Annotated in this window: 21 protein-coding genes and 1 tRNA gene; 12 read left to right on the top strand and 10 right to left on the bottom strand. The window is 34.4% G+C overall.

Annotated elements, in window-relative coordinates; translation table 11 throughout:
* Positions 1 to 92 precede the first annotated feature (92 nt).
* Entirely contained in the window at positions 93 to 1,715 is a 1,623-nt protein-coding gene (locus AC3RVG_RS04770) for a S41 family peptidase (RefSeq protein ID WP_489690303.1), read from the top strand.
* A gap of 548 nt (positions 1,716 to 2,263) precedes the next feature.
* Here the strand turns inward: AC3RVG_RS04770 and AC3RVG_RS04765 are convergent.
* On the bottom strand, positions 2,264 to 3,478 hold the full coding sequence (locus tag AC3RVG_RS04765; protein WP_489690302.1) for a T9SS type A sorting domain-containing protein: 1,215 nt from the start codon (positions 3,476 to 3,478) through the stop codon (positions 2,264 to 2,266).
* Positions 3,479 to 3,698: 220 nt separating this feature from the next.
* Between AC3RVG_RS04765 and AC3RVG_RS04760 the strand changes: the two genes are divergently transcribed.
* Complete coding sequence (locus tag AC3RVG_RS04760; protein ID WP_489690301.1) at positions 3,699 to 4,070, top strand: hypothetical protein; 372 nt, start codon at positions 3,699 to 3,701, stop codon at positions 4,068 to 4,070.
* Here AC3RVG_RS04760 and AC3RVG_RS04755 read toward each other — a convergent pair.
* The 4 genes from AC3RVG_RS04755 to AC3RVG_RS04740 all read right to left on the bottom strand — a co-directional run bounded on the left by AC3RVG_RS04755 (position 4,060) and on the right by AC3RVG_RS04740 (position 6,765).
* Positions 4,060 to 4,500, bottom strand: a complete 441-nt coding sequence (locus AC3RVG_RS04755; protein WP_489690300.1) for a GNAT family N-acetyltransferase — start codon at positions 4,498 to 4,500, stop codon at positions 4,060 to 4,062. The genes AC3RVG_RS04760 and AC3RVG_RS04755 overlap by 11 nt on opposite strands.
* A gap of 16 nt (positions 4,501 to 4,516) precedes the next feature.
* Complete coding sequence (locus AC3RVG_RS04750; protein WP_489690299.1) at positions 4,517 to 5,434, bottom strand: cation diffusion facilitator family transporter; 918 nt, start codon at positions 5,432 to 5,434, stop codon at positions 4,517 to 4,519.
* Between the two features lie 9 nt (positions 5,435 to 5,443).
* Complete coding sequence (gene rpiB, locus AC3RVG_RS04745) at positions 5,444 to 5,875, bottom strand: ribose 5-phosphate isomerase B (RefSeq protein ID WP_489690298.1); 432 nt, start codon at positions 5,873 to 5,875, stop codon at positions 5,444 to 5,446.
* Between the two features lie 650 nt (positions 5,876 to 6,525).
* Entirely contained in the window at positions 6,526 to 6,765 is a 240-nt protein-coding gene (locus tag AC3RVG_RS04740; protein ID WP_489690297.1) for a DUF2007 domain-containing protein, read from the bottom strand.
* Between the two features lie 225 nt (positions 6,766 to 6,990).
* On the opposite strand from AC3RVG_RS04740, the gene rnr reads away from it, so the two are divergent.
* Genes rnr through AC3RVG_RS04725 form a run of 3 tightly spaced genes read left to right on the top strand, consistent with a single transcriptional unit; the run spans position 6,991 to position 10,649 of the window.
* The gene (rnr, locus tag AC3RVG_RS04735) at positions 6,991 to 9,186 is read left to right on the top strand and encodes a ribonuclease R (RefSeq protein WP_489690296.1); all 2,196 of its coding nucleotides are present in this window, start codon (positions 6,991 to 6,993) and stop codon (positions 9,184 to 9,186) included.
* Positions 9,187 to 9,210: 24 nt separating this feature from the next.
* Entirely contained in the window at positions 9,211 to 9,888 is a 678-nt protein-coding gene (locus tag AC3RVG_RS04730; protein ID WP_489690295.1) for a head GIN domain-containing protein, read from the top strand.
* Between the two features lie 47 nt (positions 9,889 to 9,935).
* Positions 9,936 to 10,649 (top strand): LysE family translocator, encoded by a 714-nt coding sequence (locus AC3RVG_RS04725; RefSeq protein ID WP_489690294.1) that lies wholly within the window; start codon positions 9,936 to 9,938, stop codon positions 10,647 to 10,649.
* A gap of 19 nt (positions 10,650 to 10,668) precedes the next feature.
* Here AC3RVG_RS04725 and AC3RVG_RS04720 read toward each other — a convergent pair whose 3' ends face one another.
* The 3 genes from AC3RVG_RS04720 to folB all read right to left on the bottom strand — a co-directional run bounded on the left by AC3RVG_RS04720 (position 10,669) and on the right by folB (position 11,714).
* Positions 10,669 to 11,109, bottom strand: a complete 441-nt coding sequence (locus AC3RVG_RS04720) for a hypothetical protein (protein ID WP_489690293.1) — start codon at positions 11,107 to 11,109, stop codon at positions 10,669 to 10,671.
* Between the two features lie 119 nt (positions 11,110 to 11,228).
* A tRNA-Cys gene (locus AC3RVG_RS04715) sits at positions 11,229 to 11,299 on the bottom strand.
* A 58-nt stretch (positions 11,300 to 11,357) separates the two neighbouring features.
* On the bottom strand, positions 11,358 to 11,714 hold the full coding sequence (gene folB, locus AC3RVG_RS04710; RefSeq protein WP_489690292.1) for a dihydroneopterin aldolase: 357 nt from the start codon (positions 11,712 to 11,714) through the stop codon (positions 11,358 to 11,360).
* A 107-nt stretch (positions 11,715 to 11,821) separates the two neighbouring features.
* Between folB and AC3RVG_RS04705 the strand changes: the two genes are divergently transcribed.
* The 4 genes from AC3RVG_RS04705 (at position 11,822) to AC3RVG_RS04690 (ending at position 14,749) form a co-directional block, all read left to right on the top strand.
* Entirely contained in the window at positions 11,822 to 13,501 is a 1,680-nt protein-coding gene (locus tag AC3RVG_RS04705) for a glutamine--tRNA ligase/YqeY domain fusion protein (RefSeq protein ID WP_489690291.1), read from the top strand.
* Positions 13,502 to 13,669: 168 nt separating this feature from the next.
* Complete coding sequence (locus tag AC3RVG_RS04700) at positions 13,670 to 14,047, top strand: YtxH domain-containing protein (protein WP_489690290.1); 378 nt, start codon at positions 13,670 to 13,672, stop codon at positions 14,045 to 14,047.
* 1 nt (position 14,048) lies between these two features.
* A complete protein-coding gene (locus AC3RVG_RS04695; protein WP_489690289.1) occupies positions 14,049 to 14,480 on the top strand; it encodes a phage holin family protein in 432 nt (143 codons plus the stop codon).
* A gap of 20 nt (positions 14,481 to 14,500) precedes the next feature.
* Positions 14,501 to 14,749: a hypothetical protein gene (locus AC3RVG_RS04690; protein ID WP_489690288.1), complete on the top strand. Its 249-nt coding sequence runs from the start codon at positions 14,501 to 14,503 to the stop codon at positions 14,747 to 14,749.
* 85 nt (positions 14,750 to 14,834) lie between these two features.
* On the opposite strand, the gene AC3RVG_RS04685 is transcribed toward AC3RVG_RS04690, so the two are convergent.
* Positions 14,835 to 15,827: an SPFH domain-containing protein gene (locus tag AC3RVG_RS04685; protein ID WP_489690704.1), complete on the bottom strand. Its 993-nt coding sequence runs from the start codon at positions 15,825 to 15,827 to the stop codon at positions 14,835 to 14,837.
* Between the two features lie 80 nt (positions 15,828 to 15,907).
* On the opposite strand from AC3RVG_RS04685, the gene AC3RVG_RS04680 reads away from it, so the two are divergent.
* Positions 15,908 to 16,567, top strand: a complete 660-nt coding sequence (locus AC3RVG_RS04680; RefSeq protein WP_489690287.1) for an outer membrane beta-barrel protein — start codon at positions 15,908 to 15,910, stop codon at positions 16,565 to 16,567.
* Here the strand turns inward: AC3RVG_RS04680 and gltX are convergent.
* Entirely contained in the window at positions 16,564 to 18,075 is a 1,512-nt protein-coding gene (gltX, locus tag AC3RVG_RS04675) for a glutamate--tRNA ligase (protein ID WP_489690286.1), read from the bottom strand. The two genes, AC3RVG_RS04680 and gltX, sit on opposite strands and share 4 nt — an antisense overlap.
* Before the next feature lie 556 nt (positions 18,076 to 18,631).
* On the opposite strand from gltX, the gene AC3RVG_RS04670 reads away from it, so the two are divergent.
* Both AC3RVG_RS04670 and ybeY read left to right on the top strand, forming a co-directional pair.
* Positions 18,632 to 22,021, top strand: a complete 3,390-nt coding sequence (locus AC3RVG_RS04670; RefSeq protein ID WP_489690285.1) for a hypothetical protein — start codon at positions 18,632 to 18,634, stop codon at positions 22,019 to 22,021.
* Positions 22,014 to 22,430 (top strand): rRNA maturation RNase YbeY, encoded by a 417-nt coding sequence (ybeY, locus tag AC3RVG_RS04665; protein ID WP_489690284.1) that lies wholly within the window; start codon positions 22,014 to 22,016, stop codon positions 22,428 to 22,430. The genes AC3RVG_RS04670 and ybeY overlap by 8 nt, the downstream gene beginning before the upstream one ends.
* The last annotated feature ends 96 nt before the right edge of the window (positions 22,431 to 22,526 follow it).

Below are 22,526 nucleotides of genomic sequence, written 5' to 3'. Positions count from 1 at the left end.
AGGGTCTTTTTCCCGACTTTGTAGGTTTCGAGATCAGTCATAAAGACCTACAAGGTTTTTGAAACCTTGCAGGATATATAAATTTCAACAAAATGAAAAAAAGAATAATAATTCCCATTGTGGCCCTTGGTATATTTTTTACCACGGTAAGTTTTAAAAGTGACTTTTTCGAAATTGCCAAACAGATTGAAATCTTCACAACGCTATTCAAAGAATTGAACATGAATTACGTGGACGAAGTTACTCCTGCCACGCTTATGGACAAAGCCATAAAGGGAATGTTGGAAGATTTAGACCCTTACACTGTCTATTGGAACGAACAGCAAGTAGAGGACGCTAGAATCAATAATTCGGGCGTTTATACAGGCATTGGCGCAATTGCACAAAGCAGAAAGGATAAAATTATTATTGTTGAGCCTTATAAAGATTATCCAGCCGATAAAGCAGGTTTAAAAGCTGGCGATGAAATTGTAAAAATTGGCGATATTACAGTTGCCGATTTGCAAGACGATGCTGGCGAATTATTAAAAGGTGCCCCAGGTTCTAAAGTAGAAGTAACTTACAAACGCCAAGGAAAATTAGCCACAACCATCATTACCCGCGACGCGGTAGATATTAAAGCTGTACCCTATTACAAACTAATAAATAGCGACATTGGTTATATCGTGCTTTCGCAATTCAATAGTAAAACTACAATTGAAACCAAGGCGGCGCTGGTAGATTTAAAGTCGCAGGGAGCCACAAAAATTATATTGGATTTACGCGGAAACCCTGGTGGATTGCTGAATGAAGCTATAAATGTGGTAAATCTTTTTGTTGATAAAGGCGAAGTTATTACAACTACAAAGTCTGTAATTGAAAAATACAACCAAGTTTATAAAACCAAATACGACCCAGTTGATAAAGAAATTCCTGTTGTGGTTTTGGTAAATGGAAGAAGTGCTTCCGCTAGCGAAATTGTTTCCGGTGGCTTACAAGATTTGGACCGCGCAGTAGTTGTGGGCGCACGTAGTTTCGGAAAAGGATTGGTGCAACGACCAAAAAAACTAACATACGGAACGCAGTTAAAAGTTACCATTTCTCGTTATTACACGCCTAGTGGCAGGTCTATTCAGGCTTTAGATTATTGGCATCGCGATGAAAATGGAGACCCTATCAGGAAAGATGCAAAAGAATACAACGCGTACAAAACCAGAGGCGGCAGAACGGTTTATGACGGCGGCGGAATCCTTCCGGATGTTGAATTAAAGTCGGCTGTTTTTAGTCCAATCACCACAGCACTTTTGAAAGACAATGCTATTTTCGACTACGCAACAAAATATTATTACAGCCACCAAATGGCAGATTGGAAGGATTTTAAATTCACCCAAGCCGATTTTCAAGATTTTCTTAAGTTTTTAAAAGACAACAATTTTGAATACGAAACCGAGACAGAAAAGAAGTTTGCAGAAGGTTTAAAAATTTCGGAAGGTGATGATATGAGTAAAGAGATTGCGACGAGTTACAACCAACTTATGGCCGCAATCGACAATGCAAAAGATAAAGCCGTTATTGACAAAAAAGTAGAAATAGAGTCTTTATTAATTGATGAAATTTTGAAACGATATTTCTATAGAGAAGGATTGTATAATTATCAAATTGAGCACAATCCAGAGATTTTAGAGGCTGTTTCAGTTTTGAATGATGCAGGGAGGTATAAGAAAATTTTGAAGTGAATTTTGTCTCGGTCGAGGTCAGTCGAGACCTATTAAGGTTAAAAATTTTGATTTTGAATCTATACTTAAAATGTCCGAATTGTAAATACGAGAATAGCTTTAAATCTACTACAGCTACTCGTGTTGAATATGCAATGAAGTATGGAAAAACTAAGACACTAAATTGTAGCAAGTGTAATTCGAAAATTAAAACGCGATTGAATAAAATTTATGCTAAGGAATCAAAATTGGCATATCTATTAGCTGGTACTATTTTCTTAATCGGTTCAATTTTGGTTTTGGTATTTTGGTTAAAAGTTCTAAGATATTCTAATAATTCGATGGGATTGTATGCAGTTGCTTTAATTTTTTTAATTCCTGTTTACATCTTTATAATAATAGAAAAGGAGGAAAGAAATAGAGTAAATACTTTTAATCATTCTTATGTTAGTGAGTAGTACTAATTAAAAACAAGCAAAACAATATATTGTGTCTTTATGCGAAAATAAAGGCTGTTTTTAAAAAAGTTGCTTTCGGTTTTAAAGGATTCCAAAGCTTAAAAGAAAAAACTATTCCTTTATAATTTTAAATGAATTCGACGCTTTTTCCCCAATTTTTAAAATATAATTTCCCGTAGACAATTCCGAAACGTTAATGGTTGAATGTTGGGCTGAGAGCGTACCTTCCTTCACTTTTTTTGTAGCAGAATCAAAAATGATATAATTTAAAGGAAACAAATTTTGAGTATCTACAATTTCAAGCAAGGAAGTTGTTGGGTTAGGAAATATTTTAAACTGCTCATTATCTTCAATTGATAAAATGCTAAGATGTTGATCTAAATACGGAGTAAGGTATAAAGTGTGCAATTTTTGGATTGTTCCCGTGCTGTCAAATCTTTCGTTAGAAATATAATAATTTAGACCGTCACTGGTGGTAATTCCTTCTACTTGATGAAATGGCAAGTTTATACCTAGTTTCCGTTTGTTCGCCCCAAAAAAGTCCTCTCCAAAATAATCATATAACAGAAAAACAAAAGGTTGTAAAAAGTTGCTATAGCCTGAAAGAGCAATAATGTTTTCATCTTTTTTATATACTGCACCAGTTAATAACCCATCAATATCATATGTATCTTGTAATTCAGCCTGATATGTACCAGGGATCTTAGGGATTTTATAGAGCCTAGTTTTATTACTTACCCATTCCTTTGTAAAAAGAAAAATAGCATCAGTAGTTACAATAAAAGCTTCACAGTCATAATCGGTATTATTGGGTTCCTGAGGAGTAAAATCGACCTGATCTTCATATGCAAAATTTATAAAGTCAAATTCAGGCGTTCCAGCTTGTATTGAAACCTTGGTAACGCGAATAATTTTTAAATCTATACGATTGCCATTGAGATTATTCCCAAAATCCCCCAAGTATATATAATCGTCATCTTGCGATATTTCCTCCCAATCTACATTTATTAGAGGTTCTAAGGAAATTTCACTCTCAATTGAACCATTTGAAGGGTTAAGTTTATAGAGATTGTTATCGTCACTATCATTATGCGTCCAGAGGTTCTCCTCCCAATAAATTAGTCCCGAAGTTTCTGCAAGTTCGGCGTCCAACTGATAGCTATTTGTAGTAGAAACTGCTACAGAATTGTACGTACAACTCCCATCGTTTTGCATAGCATCCGGATTATAATTATTAGCTAGAGGATCTGTACAGCCCGTTTGGGAATAAATTTGACCCATTCCCATAAAAAGTATAGAAATAGAAATCGTAGTTATTTTGACCAATGAAATATTCACAATTTTAAATGATTTAATATATTATGCTAAAGTACTTTTTAGAAATTACTCCTTCCCGAATGACAATATCATTTCGAATAGATTACTTGGATAATTTCATTTAAAAAATAAAATGAAACCATCAATATATATATCCCTAACAAAACTTTTTCTTCACTTAACATAAGCTTAACTCACTGTTTATCAATATTATCGTACTTTAGGCCTTATGTTAAAAGTAGACAGAGATGAAAATATGGAGATTCTAAAAGAATCTGTAGCCTATTTAGAGAACAGGGGTTTTGAACACATTCAGGCTGATGTGGACGGTTATGAAACTCCAAAATCCTATCATAAAAAAGATAGCGATGTAGTAATTACCCCAGACATTGTTGCTGATCGTGCTGGCATAAAACATTATTTCGAAATAAGTTTAAAATCAGCAAAACCGCGATTGCTTAAATCGAAATGGCAATTTTTAGATACTTTAACGCGAATGAGAAATCAGCGTTTTAAAATAATTACCCGTCGTGGTCATTATAAATTTACAGACGAAATGCTGAAAGACCTTAATTTGGAAAAAAACCTTATTAAGCTCTAACCATAGCAATGTGCGGGATTCCATCCTCCATATAACGGTCGCCAATAGTTTTAAAACCGTGGCTTTCGTAAAAAATGACTAAATAAATTTGAGCCGATATCTTAATGGTATTGGCTTTATAATTTGTTTTAATAGCCTTTATGGACGCTTTAGTAATTTCATGCCCATAACCAAGTTTTCGATAATTTTCACGCACTAAAACTCTTCCTATAGATGCTTCATCAAAATAATCGCCAGCTTTAAAGCAGCGCGTATAAGCAACTAATAATTCATTTTCCCAAGCCATAACATGCAAAGCACGTTCGTCTTTTCCATCAATATCTTGATAGACGCAATCTTGCTCTACTACAAATACTTCACTTCGTAATTGCAAAACTTTGTACAGTTCATTTATGCTTAATTCCTCAAAATTCTTTACGTCAATTTCCATAGCTTTTTAAATAAAATCAATCTTGAACAATTATATCCTTTGGGTCGTCTTTTTGATGTTCGGGCTGAATAGTAACGTGATTAATTCCGTAATCGCGATAAAGAACTTCCTCAACCTTCGTAAGCACAGCGTCAAATTGTGAAAGGGTTACGTCTTCATAAAAATCGATATGTGCTTCTAAATGTGTCTCATCTTCATTGAGCTGCCAAATATGCATATGGTGCACGTTTTTTATCTCAGGAATTTCACAAAGCGCATCACTAATAACAACCAAATTTAAATCTCCGGGAGTAAATAACATTAAAACTCTGAAAGAAGTTTTAAGTAAATCGTAACCCATTACTAATAAATATAGTGCTATTAAAACTGTTAGTAGGCTATCCACCCAAAACCACTCGTAATACTTCATTAATAAACCGCCAATTAAAACAGCTACTGATGCAGCCATATCAGTAATTAAATGAAGATATGCTGAGCGCATATTCATATTACTTTTTGAATCTTTAAAAAGTAATAAAACACTAAAACCATTAAAGAAGATACCTAAAATAGCTAACCAAATAACTAAGTTACTTTCAATAGCTTGTGGATTGAAAAAACGAATAGAAGCTTCGTAAATTAGATAAATCGCAACTACTATTAAAGTAGCAGAATTTACAAAAGCAGCTATTATTTCGGCGCGTTTGTAACCGAAAGTCTTTTCTACAGATGCCTCTTTTTTTGAATATCTATCGGCAATATAACTAACCACCAATGAAAGCACATCGCTAAAATTATGAAGCGCATCAGATAACAACGATAAGCTACCAGAAATAATACCACCAATTGCTTGTGCAACGGTAATACCAATATTTAAAAGAATGGAAAGCAATAACTTTCTTCCTTTCAAATCTGGATGTGAATGGATGTGAGAGTGTTCGTGATTGTGAGGCATTTTAAACGGTTATGAACAGGCAATTTTTTCTACCCGGTTTTGATGACGACCGCCTTCAAATTCAGTTGCTAAAAAGGTTTTAACCATTTCTACAGCTTGTGGTTTGCTAGTGAATCGTGCCGGAATACTTAAAATATTTGCATCGTTATGTTGACGTGCAAGTTGGGTAATTTCCTTTGTCCAGCAAAGTGCCGAACGCACTTTTTGATGTTTGTTAGCGGTCATATTAGCGCCATTACCACTACCACAGATTATAATACCTAAATCTACTTTTTGGTTTTCAACATCATCTGCTACTGGATGTACAAAATCTGGATAATCAACACTCGATTCAGAATCGGTTCCATGATTAATAACAGTGTGTCCTTCCTTTTCAAGAAACGAAATTATTTCATATTTATACTCTGTGCCTGCGTGGTCGTTACCGATGGAAATTTTCATAATATCTATTTTTTTTCAAAGGTAATGATTTCGGATTCAGAAATTTTCTTACATAAAATTTTAAGAGTAAAAAATTATATTTTAATCACTATTGAAGACAAAGTCAGTGAACCCGTTTTAACCAATTGGTTTTAAAATAGTAATGATTTCTTAACCACAACTTCACATTATAGTTAACAACATTGTTGATATTTGTTCACTGAAATACGACAACTAAAATTGCAGATGTGGTTATTATTTACAATAGGTTCAAGTATTTTAATAAACCTAAATAATAACTCCTTTTTTACATATTAGTTGTCATCAAAAATTCTTCCCTTCCAAACAACATTTCTAAAAAAACTTATAACAATTCACTTATCAAATTACGTTGTTCACAGTTGTTAATTACTATTTCTATTCTATTATTTTCAAGGCTATTAAATCTTAAATCTATGTTAACAACCTATTATTAAAAGAGGATAAATTAATTTCAAAACAAATCTTCAAAAAGTTATTGTACATATTAACACCCCATAATCATCACCATTTTTTATTTTAATAATTTCAAAAAAACAAATGATGTATTAATATATGTTGATAACTCAAAAAAGGGATTTATAATGAAATTTAAGATGAAGGAATAAATGAAAATTGTATTACGCACTTTATTAAACTATTTTAAGATTGGAAGGATGATCAAGATTTTTAATAATTTCTTCAGCTTCTTCTATATCTTCAATATGAACTTGAAGTCTAATACCACCCATAGCGTTAGAATAGAAAGGAAAAACACCAATCATGGTTTCATTTTGAAAGAAATACCGAATTTCCGCCTGATCAAACAAAAGTTGAAGCACCGCGTATTCTGCAGGATATTGAAAGATTGCTATGGTTTTAAAATGCTTCATTTTCGGTTTACTGAAATTATAAAATAATATATAATCAATTCAAAATATGTCTAACTTTTCAAAAATATAATTTAAAGTGGTGGGGTTACTTAATTATTTAGACGAAACCCTAATTAACTACTAACTTAATAAGCTATTAACCTACCATAAGGTACTAAATCTTTGCTAATGTAAACACGTCATTCTACGAGAAGTAGTACTTTTACGATTATTACAAAATATACTATGCCAAAACAAAAACGAAAAAAGAATAACAATAAAATTGAAAATCTTTCCCAAACCATTTTAAACATTCTTCGGAAAGATCATTCACAAGCTTTCAACTACAAACAAATTGCCGCAAAATTACAACTGGACGACGCCAGTAGCAGAAACCAAATAGTAAAAAAACTAAAGGATCTGCAAGGAAAAGGTAGCATTCAGGAAATTGAACGCGGCAAATACATACTTACCCCTTCACAAAATTATTATACCGGAAAAGTAGATATAGCTGGCCGTGGCCAAGGTTATATTATTGTTGAAGATTTAGAAGAAGATATTTATGTGAAAAATCAAAACTTAAACAAAGCGCTAAATGGCGATATTGTTGAAGTTTATGTTTTTAAACGCAAAAAAGGCAGCAAGACTGAAGGTGAAGTAACAAAAATTATAGAACGCAAACGAACAGAATTTGTAGGTACCATTCAAGTACAAGAAAATTTTGCCTTTGTTGATGTTACAGATTATAAAATGTACACCGATATTTTTGTTCCAAAGAATAAAATAAACGGCGCTAAAAATGGCGAAAAAGTACTAGTTGCAATGGAAGATTGGCCAGAAAAAGCTGATTCTCCTTTCGGAAGTGTTATAAAAGTTCTGGGAATGCCAGGAGAACACAATACTGAAATTCATTCTATTTTAGCACAATACGGCTTACCGTATGATTTTCCACCAGAAGTGGAAGATTTCGCTAATAAAATTGATACTTCAATTAAAGAATCTGAAATTAAAAAGCGTCGCGATATGCGAGAGGCGTTAACTTTTACTATAGATCCGAAGGATGCGAAAGATTTTGATGATGCCCTATCTTTTGAAAAATTAGACAACGGAAACTACGAAATAGGAATTCATATTGCAGACGTTTCACATTATCTTACTCCAGGAAACGAGTTGGATAATGAAGCTTACGAACGCGCAACCTCGGTTTATTTAGTAGATAGAGTAGTGCCAATGCTTCCGGAAATTCTTTCAAACAACGCTTGTTCACTTCGTCCAAACGAAGAAAAATATACTTTTTCTGCAGTATTTGAAATGAATCAAAAAGCAGAAGTTGTTAATCAATGGTTTGGAAAAACGGCAACGTATAGCGATGCCCGTTTTGCGTATGAAGAAGCACAACATGTTATTGAGAATCCTAAAGAAGAAACACATATTATTCCTTCAAATATTTCAATTACAGATACGGAATACACGGTTAAACCAGAAATAGCTTCGGCTATTATAGAAATGGATCGTTTAGCTAAAATATTACGTACAAAACGTATGCGAGCTGGCGCTATCTCTTTTGATAAAGTGGAAGTAAAATTCATTTTAGACGAAAAGAGTAATCCCGAAGGTGTTTATTTTAAAGAGAGTAAAGACGCCAATAAAATGATTGAAGAATTTATGCTTTTGGCAAATAGAAGTGTAGCTGAATTCATAGGAAAACAACAACCAAAAAAGACTTTTGTGTACCGTGTTCACGATGAACCGGACGATGAAAAGATAGCAGCTTTAGAAAATATTATAAAGCGTTTTGGTTATAAATTAAACACCAAAGACCGTCATACTACAGCTACTTCAATGAACAAGCTTTTAAAAGATGTTCAAGGTAAAAAGGAACAAAACTTAATAGACACACTTACCATCCGAAGTATGAGTAAGGCTATGTATACCACTCACAACATTGGTCACTATGGTTTGGCGTTCGATTACTATACGCACTTTACTTCACCTATTCGTCGTTATCCAGATGTAATGGTGCACCGTTTATTGCAGCATTATTTAGAAAATGGAAAAACTGCAAAAGAGGAAGAATTCGAAGAAAAATGTAGCCATAGTAGCGATATGGAAAGCCTAGCTACTAATGCCGAACGCGATAGTATAAAGTATATGCAAGTAAAGTATATGCAGGACCATAAAGACGAAGAATTTTTAGGTGTAATTTCTGGAGTTACTGAATGGGGTATTTATATTGAAATTATTTCGAATAAATGCGAAGGAATGGTCAGATTACAAGATTTACAGGATGACCGTTACGAATTTGACAGAGACGAATTTGCAGTAATTGGTCAACGAACGAACAACGTTTATCGCCTTGGTGATGAAGTTTATGTGAAAGTAAAAAATGCAGATTTAGTTAAGAAACATTTAGATTTCACGATGATTGGTCATCAAAACTAAGTTAAAAACTAATAAATAGTACCGATGAAAAAACTGATTTTAATAGCTATACTTTGCGTATCAGCTATTTCATTTTCACAGCAAACCACAGAAGTTGGCGATTTTAGTGAATTGAAAGTTTACGATCTAATTACGGTAAAACTTGTACCTGCAGACAAAAACGAAGTAGTTGTAAACGGCATTAATTCAGATTATGTAAAAACAATAAACGACAACGGTGTTTTAAAAATACGAATGCAGTTGGAAGAACGTTTTGATGGGAACGCAACCAATGTAACGCTTTACTTTAAAAATATTTCGGTTATCGATGCTAACGAAGGTTCGGTTATTTATTCAGAATCTGAAATAAAAGTACCTTCACTAGTACTTAGGTCCCAAGAAGGCGCTAAAATAAATGTAGAAATTTCTTCTGAAAATATCATTATAAAAGCTGTTTCTGGTGGAATTATTGAAGCGAAAGGAGTTGCAAACAAACAGGATATTACAATAAATTCTGGTGGAGTTTACGAAGGTTTAAATCTTATTACTGCAGAAACAACGGTTAGTGTAACTGCCGGTGGAGTTGCTAATATTTATACTACTGAAAAAATAGATGCCAAAGTAACTGCAGGCGGTTCTATTAAAGTTCACGGTAATCCCGAAGACATAAAAAGGAAAAGACGTGCAGGCGGAAATATTGAAATAGTTAAAGCTAAAAATTAAAATTTTAAAGCGTTTGGGTAAAAGTAATTTGTATTTTTACCCTTACTATGTTTGACGGTTTACTCTACGCAGCATTTTACGGATTTTTATTGGCATTTGCAGTCGGACCAGTGTTTTTTACATTGATTGAAACGGCAATTACCAAAGGAATTAAAGCCGCTATTTTTTTTGATCTCGGGGCTCTTGTTGCTGATGTTATTTTTATATTAATCGCTTTTTACAGCACCAGCAGAATTCTTGAAAAAGTTAAGAATGATCCAGGGTTACTTATCTTTGGAGGGGCTATTTTAATAGCTTACGGAATCATTTCCTACATACGTACTAACAAATCTATTTTCAAAATTGTCCGCGAGCATTATGCGGTTAAGGTGAAGAAAAATCTTGGTGGTTTATTCCTAAAAGGCTTTCTTTTAAATTTTGTAAACTTTGGTGTTTTAGCTGGTTGGATAGGTACATTAATAATGGCCAATGCGCTAACCACTTCAGATAATGGAGTGTTTCTGTTTATTGCTACGGTGTTGGCTACATTTTTTCTCACCGATCTTTTAAAAATGATTTTAGCAAAAAGACTGAAGAATAAAATGACTCCCCGCGTAATTTTCAAAACCAAAAAATGGATTAGTATTTTAATACTGGCGTTTGGTATATTACTACTTACCCAAGGAATTTTCCCAAAAGGAGTGGAGGCGGGACTTGAAAAAATTCCTGTAAATCAGCATCCGCTGGAGAAGCCTATTCCACCTATTGAAGAGCCGTTATAATATTATAATTAGTAGATTATTAATTTCTGTAATTATATTTTTTACCACCGTCCTGTATTTCTATTTGCACAATGCTATCCATAGGAATTTCTCTCGTTAAACCTTGCAAAAATCGCGAACGCACACCTTTCAATGTATCATTTTCCAAAATAACTGTATCAAAATAGAATTGATATTTTTTTGAATTTACATCCGTAACCCGCAGTTCGATTGATGGTGAGTTGTCTAAAAATGTTGTATTCCCATCTTTATCGGTTACAATAATTTGTCTGATATTATTTGAATTATATTTAATATCCCGATGAAAAAGTGGGTTATTAATTTGGGTGTTTTTTACATTTTCCGAAGTTTCACCAATCATTTGTTCTCGAAAACTTTCTACCGGAATTGTATAGGTTTTGCAGGAGATAACCATAAGTAAAACTCCAATTGCCAATAATCTATTTTTAAATCTTTTCATATTTCGAAATTTATAATAAATAGAAACACCTTCCAAATTTATATTGAAGGTTTCGTAGGGAACTACTGTAACACTTCTTATAAATAAAAAAACCCCAACGTTATGTTGAGGTTTTTTTGAGGCATCGAGCGGATTCGAACCGCTGTAGCAGCTTTTGCAGAGCTGAGCCTAGCCACTCGGCCACGATGCCTTATTAAGGCTTGCAAATGTAAAAAAATTAAACTTAAAAATCCTATTAAAAAAGCAAATTACCTTTTCCTTTTCAATGTAACGCTCACTTCGGCTACATCGCCTCCAGTTGGCGGATTTCTTTTGGCTACAGAAACTTTTACTTCAGTTACCATTTCAATTTTTAAAAGAATGGAATCAATTATTCTTTTTGCAACCTGCTCTAAAAGTTTGGCGCGAACCGCCATTTCTTCGCGAACAATATTTTGCAGCATAACATAATCTACGGTATCTGCAAGCTCATCAGTGTTTGACGCATTTTTTAAATCTGCTTTCACAGAAACGTTTACTAAATAGTCTGAACCTATTTGCCCCTCTTCAATTAAGCAGCCGTGAAAGGCATAAATCTTTATGTTTTTTAAGCGAATAGTTCCCATGTAATTAGTTTTCGCAAAGATACTTTTTTATGTTATTTGGTTACCTTTGTAGCACTAAAATCAAAAGCATTATTTACAAGACAGTTTACGTCTTTAAACTAAAATATATGACAAAGGAAGCCGCGCCGCTGAATTTTATAGAGCACATTATTGAAGAAGATCTTACAAAAGGTTATAAAAAAGAAGAACTGTGTTTTCGTTTTCCACCAGAGCCAAACGGTTATCTGCACATTGGTCATGCCTCATCTATTTGCTTAAATTTTGGTTTGGGTGAAAGATACAATGCCCCCGTTAATCTACGTTTTGACGATACAAACCCAGCAAAAGAGGAACAAGAATTTGTTGATTCTATAAAACGCGATATTTCGTGGTTAGGGTATGAATGGGCTACTGAATGCTATGCTTCAGATTATTTTCAGCAGTTATATGATTGGTCAGTTCAACTTATAAAAGATGGAAAGGCATATGTAGATTCACAAACTTCTGAAGTAATTGCAGAACAAAAAGGAACACCAAATACTCCTGGAAAACCTAGTCCGTTTAGAGCGCGTTCGGTTGCCGAAAATTTAGAATTGCTTGAAAAAATGAAGAATGGCGAAACCAAAGAAGGTGAACACGTACTTCGTGCTAAAATAAATATGGAATCGCCAAATATGTTGATGCGCGATCCTGTTATGTATAGAACTATTACTAAGCATCACCACCGCACAGGTACAGATTGGAAAATCTTCCCAATGTATGATTGGACCCACGGTGAAAGCGATTACATCGAACAAGTATCTCATTCCTTCTGTACGCTCGAATTTCTACCCCATAGAGAGCTTTACGATTGGTTTTTGGACCAAGTGTACGAAAAAGAAAAATTACGCCCTAAGCAGCGCGAATTTGCCCGTAGAAATTTAAGTCATACTTTAGTTAGCAAACGTAAACTTGCACAGTTGGTAAGTAGCGGTGTTGTTACTGGATGGGACGATCCGCGAATGCCAACAATTTCTGGTCTTCGCAGAAGAGGATATACGCCAGAATCCATCAAAAATTTTGCAAATAGCATTGGTGTTGGTAAGCGCGAAAATTTGATAGATGTTTCACATTTAGAATTCAATGTTCGTGAAGATTTGAACAAAAAAGCACCTCGAATAATGGTGGTTTTAGATCCGGTGAAATTAATTATAGACAATTACCCTGAAGGCAAAACCGAAATGCTGGAAGCGGAAAATAATCAAGAAGACGAAAGTGCAGGCTATCGCGAAGTTCCTTTTTCAAAAGAACTTTTAATTGAAAGAGATGATTTTCTTGAAGAAGCGAATCGTAAATTTTTCCGTTTAACAATTGGGAAAGAAGTGCGTTTAAAGAATGCATATATTATTAAAGGCGAAAGTGTAGTTAAAGATTCCGAAGGAAATATTACTGAAATACATTGTACCTACGATCCCGACAGTAAAAGTGGAAGTGATTCTGAAGCTTCACTTCGCAAAGTAAAAGGCACGCTTCACTGGGTTTCTGCGCAGCACGCATTAGCTGTGGAAGTACGTCTTTACGATCGTCTTTTTACTGAGGCATCTCCAGATACCCATAAAGAAAAGGATTTTATGGATTTTATAAATCCAGACTCATTACAAGTAATTACAGGCTATGCAGAACCAAGTGTGAAAGATTCTATTGCGGAAGATAAATTTCAGTTTCAACGTTTGGGCTATTTTGTGGTTGACCGTGATTCAACTGCGGAAAAAGTAGTTTTCAACCGTACAGTTCCGCTACGCGACTCTTGGGTAAAATTGTCTGAATAATTAACATTTAAATTTGAAAATAACTCATATTTTAAGATAATTTGGCTATAATTTGCACTTTTTAAGAGAAATTTATAGTTTAAAAATTAACTATTAACCGGTTGTTAACAACAAGATGAAAGTCCGTTAACTACCTTTGATGTTATTAACTAATAAAATTATAAAACAATGGCATCAAATACAGGTCAAACACTTCTTGCATTATTAACAGGCGCAGCAATCGGTGCTGGTATCGGAATTCTTTACGCACCAGATAAAGGTTCAAAAACAAGAGATAAACTTAGCAAAGAAGCTAAGAATGCGCAGAAGCAGTTAAATAAGCAAATACAGGAAACAACAAGCACTTTAAGCGAAAAAGCCCAACGTGCTCGTCATAGTTTTGAAGAAAAATTAAATGAGACACTCTCATCTGCTAGTTTTAAAGCTGATGATATATTGTTGGCAATGGAAGACAAGTTGGAAGCATTAAGAAAGCAAAATGCTAAGTTTCATACAGAGGCTTCCGTAGATAAGGCCAAAGCAAAGGCCAAAAAAGTAACTTCATAATATGGCGTTTAGCGACTTAAAAGAAAGTCTAAATCGGGTAACCGAGAGATTAGAAGATTATAGTGTAAGCATGGCGGAGTACTATAAACTCCGCCTGTTTAAGTCTGCTATGAAGTGCTCTATATCACTAGTTAACTTACTTGTATATGGCAGTCTTACACTTTTTGTTATGCTTTTCTTTTCAGTAGGCGCAGCATATTGGCTGGCAACTTTTTTTGATGAAGTCTATATTGGTTTTTTATTAGTTGGAGTCTTTTACGGGATAATCCTAATATTCATGTTTATTTACGGCAGAAAAATTATAGAACGTAAACTTCTTATAAAATTCTCTGATATTTTATACGATGAAGATGATATTACTCCAAAGGCGGCAGCGGAGAAAGAAATTGAAGAATATCAAGAAATCCTGGAAGAAGAGGAAAATAGTAAATAAAACACTTCAAATCAACTTTTATGAAGCGATACACTACTTTTGAAGAAATAGATAGAGACTTAAAATATCTTAGACTTAAATCTCAAATAGATCTTGAAGAATTTAAACTTGGTATAAGCGAAAGCAAAAACACTATAAGTGAAGCATTTTCGCCAATCAATTTTATTGCAAATACAGTTGGCTCTATTCTTAAGAAAGCTTTTGTTTATAAGATAGTAGATAAACTGGTAGGAATAAAACCAGTTAAAAAGGAAGAATACGAAGATTAATTATTTTCAAACAATAATACTTCAATAAAATAGAAGCGCCCCTCAATATTTTGAGGGGCGCTATTGTTTTTACAATTGTTCTATTTTAATAATTTAAATCATCACCTTCTTCGGCTCTTGGCGGTGTTTTACGTTTAGATTTCTTTTTTATAACAATGCCATTTTCAATGTTCTTTTTCTTCATTTCCTCACCAATTTGATTACTTGCCACGAAGGACGCAATCATATTATTCAGCATTTCGCTACCTGCTTGTGGTGAATTTGGCATAAGTATAAGATTTGTATTAGTTGCTTCCCCTATAGATTGTAGCGTATCGTAGTGTTGCGTAACTACAATCAAAGCTGAAGCTTCTTGCGAGTTGATTCCAACATTGTTTAAAACGTCTACACTTTCCTCTAAACCACGCGCAATTTCGCGACGCTGGTCTGCAATACCTTGACCCTGCAAACGCTTACTTTCGGCCTCTGCACGCGCTTTGGCAACAATTTTTATTCTTTCCGCTTCGGCTTCAAATTCTGCCGCAACTTTTTCGCGTTCGGCGGCATTAATTCTATTCATCGCTGCTTTTACTTGAATATCCGGATCAATATCTGTAACTAAAGTTTTAATAATGTCGTAACCATAGGTGCTCATAGCTTCGTTTAATTCTGCTTTCACAGCAATTGCAACGTCATCTTTTCTTTCAAACACATCATCGAGTTTCATTTTAGGTACCTCTGCACGAACCACATCAAAAACGTATGACGTTATCTGATCGTGCGGATTTTCCAGTTTGTAAAAGGCATCATATACCTTCTGTTCCAAAACCTGAAATTGCACTGAAATCTTCAATCTAACAAAAACGTCATCCTTTGTTTTAGTTTCAACAATTACATCTAATTGCTGAATTTTAAGGTTGATACGTCCAGTAATACGGTCTACTAAAGGAATTTTTAATTGTAATCCCGAATGGCGTATACTTTGAAACTTTCCAAACCTTTCTACTATTGCGGCCGTTTGTTGTTTCACGGTAAAAAAACTCGCAAAGAGAATAAACAAGCCAATAATTAAAATTGGCACTAAAATAAACCCACCCATATTTCTTAAATATTTATAAATTATACGTTGTGGAAGATACAAAATTAAAGCTATTTTCACGGTCAAAAATATCCCCAAGCATGAGTTTTAAAAAAATACTATTTGTTGCGTCATTATTATTTATTTGGCAAAATTCTTTTGCACAGCGAAATTATAGGGGCTATAATCTTTTGGGAATACAGGGTGGAATTGCCTTTTTTAATATACAAACTGATGATTTGGTTACCGAACAACGCCAAGGTATAACCGCAGGATTTACTACGCGTGGCGCATTTAGAAATAACTTCGATTTAATTTATGGACTTAGTTTTGAAAGTGCAACTATTGGGGTTGAAGGTCAAAATGTTTTAGGAACCGATACTCAGAATATCGGGTATGCCATTCAAGGGGTGCATCTAAATTTATTAGGGAGTTATAATATTATTGTGCAACATTTAAGCTTAGAGTTTGGACCTGTTTTCGGACTAAACGGTAAGATGAAATTAGATAATGACAAATTTGAAGATTATATACTTTCAGGTTATAACACCCTAATAGCAAAAGAAATTCAGGATATTTCTAAATTTAATGTTCGCCTGGCAGCTGGTGTTACTAGTGGCTTTGAGCATTTTAGAATAAGTGCACAGTATCAATACGGCCTAACAAATATGCTAGGCGGATTAAACGAGAGAAGTCTAGAATACAACAATTTTAAAGGCAATAGTTCCACCATTATTTTGATGGGTATAATTTACTTTTAACCTATAGTTTGAATTGCCTTTTCAATGCGTGAAATACTTTCTTCTTTTCCTAAAATTGAAATTATATCAAACACATCTGGTCCTTTCATTTCGCCAACTAAAGCTAAACGCAAAGGCATCATCACTTTTCCAAAACCTATATTTTCTGAAGTAATCCATCCTTTTGTTTTTTCAGATAAGTTGGTTACTGAAAAGTCGTCGGCTTCCTTTAAGATAGAAACTACATTTTGCAATAATTCGGGAGTTTCAGGTTTGAAAGCCTTTACCGAAGCTTTTGCATCGTAAGTTTGTGGAGCTTCAAAAAAGAAACTTCCCTGTTCCCAAAGATCGCTAACGAAGGTTGCGCGTTCTTTTAAAAGTGAAACAATCGTTATTAGGTTGAGCGCAGTCGAAACATTTTTCTCACTTAAATATTTGGAAAAATCTTCCGCGAGCTTTTCATCTTCAACAGTTTGTAAATATTGATGTTGAAACCACTTTGTTTTTTCTGGGTCGAATTTAGCACCTGCTTTATGAACACGTTCTAATTCAAAAGCGGCTATCAATTCGTCCAAACTGAAAATTTCCTGCTCTGTACCTGGATTCCAGCCTAAAAAGGCCAACATATTAACTACAGCTTCTGGTAAATAACCATCTTCACGATAACCTGAAAATTCATCGCCTTCGGCAGTTTTCCATTGTAGTGGAAATACGGGGAAACCCATTTTATCGCCATCGCGTTTGCTTAGTTTTCCGCTGCCGGTTGGTTTCAAAATTAGTGGTAAATGTGCAAATTGTGGCGCATTCCAACCAAAAGAACGATACAACAAAACGTGTAATGCCAAAGAAGGCAACCATTCTTCGCCACGGATAACGTGGGTAATTTCCATTAAATGGTCGTCTACAATATTTGCCAAATGATACGTTGGCATGCCGTCACTTTTAAAGAGAACTTTATCGTCGAGAACATTGGTTTCAACTTGCATACTTCCACGAATAATATCGTTTAAATAGAGTGTTTCATCTTCCGGCGTTTTAAAACGAATTACGTATTCTTCGCCATTGGCTATTTTTTGGTGTGTTTCTTCCGCAGAAAAAATGAGGGAGTTTTTTAATTTTAAACGGTTGTGCCAGTTGTAAATGAAGGTTTTTCCCTTTGCTTCATGGTCTTTTCGGTGTGCGTCAAGTTCTTCCGCAGTATCAAAAGCGTAGTAAGCGTTGCCTGATTCAAGCAACGTATCTGCGTATTGTCTGTAAAGATCTTTACGCTCGCTTTGGCGGTATGGTCCGCAATCGGCTTCTTTTCCCGGACCTTCATCGTAGGGAATATTTAGCCAGTTTAAAGCCTCAATTATGTAAGCCTCAGCACCTTCTACATAACGGTTTTGGTCGGTATCTTCAATTCGTAAAAGAAAATCGCCACCGTGCTTTTTCGCAAATAAATAGTTGAATAAAGCGGTGCGAACACCACCAATATGTAAAGGACCTGTTGGACTTGGGGCAAAACGCACCCGAACTTTTTGAGACATAATCTGCATTCTTTTTATGAAGGTGCAAAGGTACAATTATGCGACGTAATTTTAAAGCTATTGCGCTATGTGGTTGTTTCTTTTTTTGGTGTAGGTTTTGGGAGGTGTTAGGAACAAAATATTATTGTATTTTTAGCCTCCTGCAAGGTTTTTAAAAACTTTGTGAGATAAAAAGTTGGATAGAACTAAAAATTACACAAATGGAAATAATTTGGGTTATAGCATTAGCAATATCACTATTTTTTATTTACCTATTTCTTTTTTGGAGGTGTACAAAAATTCCACTAATAAAAGAATATGGTAAAAAATCGTGGATAAACTGGCGTTCAAGGCTATATTATTGGCAAGCGGCAATATATATTAGTACAGGATTTACATTTGTTACATTGTTCCTTTTAAGATGGAGCAATGTATTGACTTTTTGAAGTCTATATACCAATAAAAACAGAAGCTTTCAGTAGCAATTAAACAGTTTTGAAAATTTGAAGTTCTAATTTTATGACATATAAAATTTCCTAAACGTTTAGGAAATTTTACAGAAAAAGAATATTTATTTATGAGCACTTTTAACATCATCCAGCAAAAACTGGAAGAATTTATTAAGAAATACTACACCAATGAGCTTATAAAAGGAGCGATTCTTTTTTTCGCCATTGGCTTGCTGTATTTGTTGCTCACCTTGCTTGTTGAATATTTTTTATGGCTTAGCCCTCTAGGTAGACAGCTGCTCTTTTGGGCTTTTGTAGTTGTTGAATTGGGTTTATTCGTTCGTTTCATAGCTTTTCCGCTTGCAAAACTCTTTAAACTTCAAAAAGGAATTGATTACACCGAAGCTTCAAAAATAATAGGGAGTCACTTTCCGCAGGTTAACGACAAATTGCTGAATGTAATTCAGCTAAATCAAAATCAACGTGAAAGTGAATTACTCGCTGCAAGTATTGACCAAAAAGCTACCGAATTACAACCTGTACCCTTTAAAAGTGCCGTTAATTTTCAGAAAAATGCCAAATATTTAAAATACGCCGCCATTCCGGTTTTTGTGTTTTTGGCGTTTAGCGTCTTAGGCGGAATGGATATTTTTTCTAGCAGTTACGAACGTATGGTGCATTATGACACCGCTTTTGAACCGCCAGCACCATTTTCGTTTATTGTGATGAATGAAAATCTGAATGCAGTAGAAAACAAACCTTTCACTTTAAAAATCCGAACTCAGGGAACCGCAGTTCCAGAAAATGCAAGCATTAATTACAATGGCGAAACGTATTATATGCAGCAAACTATGCCTGGTTTGTTCGAATATACTTTTCAGCAACCTGTTGAATCTCTTGATTTCAACTTAAAAGCGAACAAAGTAAATTCACGCAATTATACTTTGGATGTTGTAAAAACTCCGTCTTTACTAAATTTCGAAATGGTATTAGATTATCCTTCTTATACAGGGAAAAGAGATGAAACCTTGAAAAGTACCGGAAACGCTACAATTCCCGAAGGAACAAGGGTGAAATGGAATGTTACTACAAAAAATACACAAGCAGTTACTTTGAAAACTTCGGACACGGCGTTTTTCTTTAATTCAAAAAAAGAAAACTTCAGTTTTGAAAAAGGTGTTTACAACAAACTAGATTATGCCATTACCACTTCCAACGAAAAATTAAAGGATTACGAGAATTTAGCTTTTACTTTAAATGTTGTAAAAGATCAGTTTCCTGAAATTGATGTTCAATCAAAACAGGACAGTACCAACAGTCAGCGTGTTTTCTTTTTAGGACAGATTTCCGACGATTACGGACTAACAAAACTTCGTTTGGTGTATTTTCCTGAGGGCGATGAAAAGCAGGCTAAAACGCAAGGTTTACCGCTTAGCAAAACTAATTTCGATCAATTTACTTATACCTTTCCAGGGAACCTTTCTTTGGAAGAGGGCATTGCTTACGAGTACTATTTTGAAGTTTTTGATAACGACGCTATTCATAATTACAAATCGTCAAAATCTGGTATTTATTCATTCAGAAAACTTACAAATGATGAATTGGAGGATGAGCAACTTCAAAATCAACAAGACGCAATAAAAGGTTTAGACAAATCTTTGGAAGAGTTTAAGGACCAAAAGCAAACTTTGGAAGAATTGTCCAAAACTCAAAAGGAGAAGAATGAACTTAATTATAATGATAAAAAGAAACTTGAATATTTCTTAAAGCGCCAAAAGCAGCAAGAGGAAATGATGAAGAATTTTTCAAAGGAATTGAAAGAAGAACTTCAGAATTTTCAACCTGAAAAGGAAGAGAAGGATTCGTTTAAAGAAGAACTTGAAAAACGTTTGGACGAAAATGAAGAACAATTAAAGGAGAATGAAAAATTGCTTGATGAATTGGAGAAGCTTCTTGAAAAAATTCAGAAGGAGGATTTAACCGATAAACTTGAAAAGCTCTCGAAGCAAAATAAAAATCAAGAGAAAAATTTAGATCAATTGCTTGAATTGACTAAAAGATATTACGTTGAAAAGAAGGCTGAAAAACTAGCTGAAGAACTTTATAAACTTGGTGAAAAACAAGAAAAACTCGCCGATAAGCCAGCTGAAGAAAATACGAAAGAAAAGCAAGAGGAGCTTAATAAAGAGTTTGAAGAACATAAAAAGCAGATAGATGAGCTTCAAAAGGAAAATGAAGATTTAAAGAAACCGTTGGATATTCCAAAGGATAAACCCGGCGAACAAAAGGTTGACGAAGAGCAAAAGAAAGCCACGGATAAATTAGAGGAACAAAAGCCAAAAGAAGCGGGTAAAAGCCAGAAGAAGGCTGGTGAGAAAATGAAAGAAATGGGCAAGGCGATTCAAATGCAAATGAAGTCTGGCCAAATGGAATCGATTGATGAAGACGTGAAAATGCTTCGGCAGATCGTTGATAATTTGGTGGTTTTCTCCTTTCAGCAAGAAGATTTGATGGAAGTCTTCAAAAAGATTGAATATGGAAATCCAGTATTCGGGAAGAAGTTAAATATTCAAAACGATCTAAAAACCAATTTTGAACATATTGACGATAGCTTGTTTGCACTCTCGCTTCGTCAACCATTGCTTGGAACACAAATAAACTCCTCATTGACTGAAATTCAGTATAATATAGATAAATCTTTAGACCGTTTAGCACAGAATCAAGCACGTCAAGGTATTGGCAATCAGCAATATACAATTACTGGTTCCAATGATTTGGCCGTTCTATTAAGCGATATTTTAAGTAATATGCAAATGCAGATGTCCATGTCGTCGGGCTCTGGTTCAGGTAAAGGAATGCCAAGTCCTGGATCTGGTAGTGGTGAAGGTTTTCAACTTCCAGACATTATTAAGAAACAGGAAGGATTGAGCGAAAAAATGGAGGAAGGTATTAGTAAAGGAAAGAAAGGTTCAAAAGGAGAAGGTGAAGGAAAAGGCGAAGGTGAAGGTAGTGGAGACGGTAAAGGTAAAGATGGCAAGAATGGAAAGGATGGCGAAAAAGGTGATCAAAAAGGAGATGGTAAAAATGGGAAAGGTGAGAGTGAAGATATGAATGGTGAACTTTATGAAATTTATAAGCAACAGCAGGATTTACGCCAGCAACTTCAAGACAGGTTAAGCAAGGAAGGATTGAAAGGAATTGGTGGCGATCTTCTGAAAAAGATGAAGGGTATTGAACAACAATTATTGGACAAAGGTTTTAATCAAAATACACTCGAGAAAATGCGTAATTTGAATTATGAATTATTAAAACTTGATGAAGCAGACCTTGAACAAGGACAAGAAAATAGAAGAGAATCTAAAACCAATAGAAGAGATTATCGCAATAATACGCAGCTAGCTCCGGAGGACATTAAAAAATACTTTAATACTACCGAAATTTTGAATCGTGAGGCCTTACCTTTGCGCCAAGATTACAAAAATAAAGTACAAGAATATTTTAAAGAAAGCAATGATTGAATTTAATTTTGAAACAGATTTTCAATTAGAAAATGAACCGAAACTTATCCAATGGATTTCCGATATTATTATTGAGGAAGGTTTTGAATTAGGTGAAATATTATACGTTTTTTGCGATGATGAATATCTTCTCAAATTGAATATTGAGTTTCTAAATCATGACACTCTTACGGATATATTAAGTTTCGATTATTGTCTGGGAAAACTAATTAATGGTGAAATTTATATTTCAGTGGATCGAGTTGCGGATAATGCAAAAGATTTTAAAACAGAATTTATTGACGAACTTCACCGTGTAATGATTCATGGGATTCTTCATTTCTGTGGTTATAAAGATAAGAGCGACACTGAAGAAGCACTTATGCGAGAGAAGGAAGAGGAATCCCTTAGAATTCTTTCCAAATTGTAGCATCAACTTGTTTTACTTAAAAGCTTTATAATAAGATATTTATTGTAATTTTGCACCCCCGAAAAAAATTGATATTGTTAAATGTTCCACGTGGAA

The sequence above is a fragment of the Aequorivita sp. IT1282 genome, from assembly GCF_058068205.1.
Note: the sequence above shows the minus strand (reverse complement) of the source record. Positions and strands in the feature narration are given on the sequence as shown.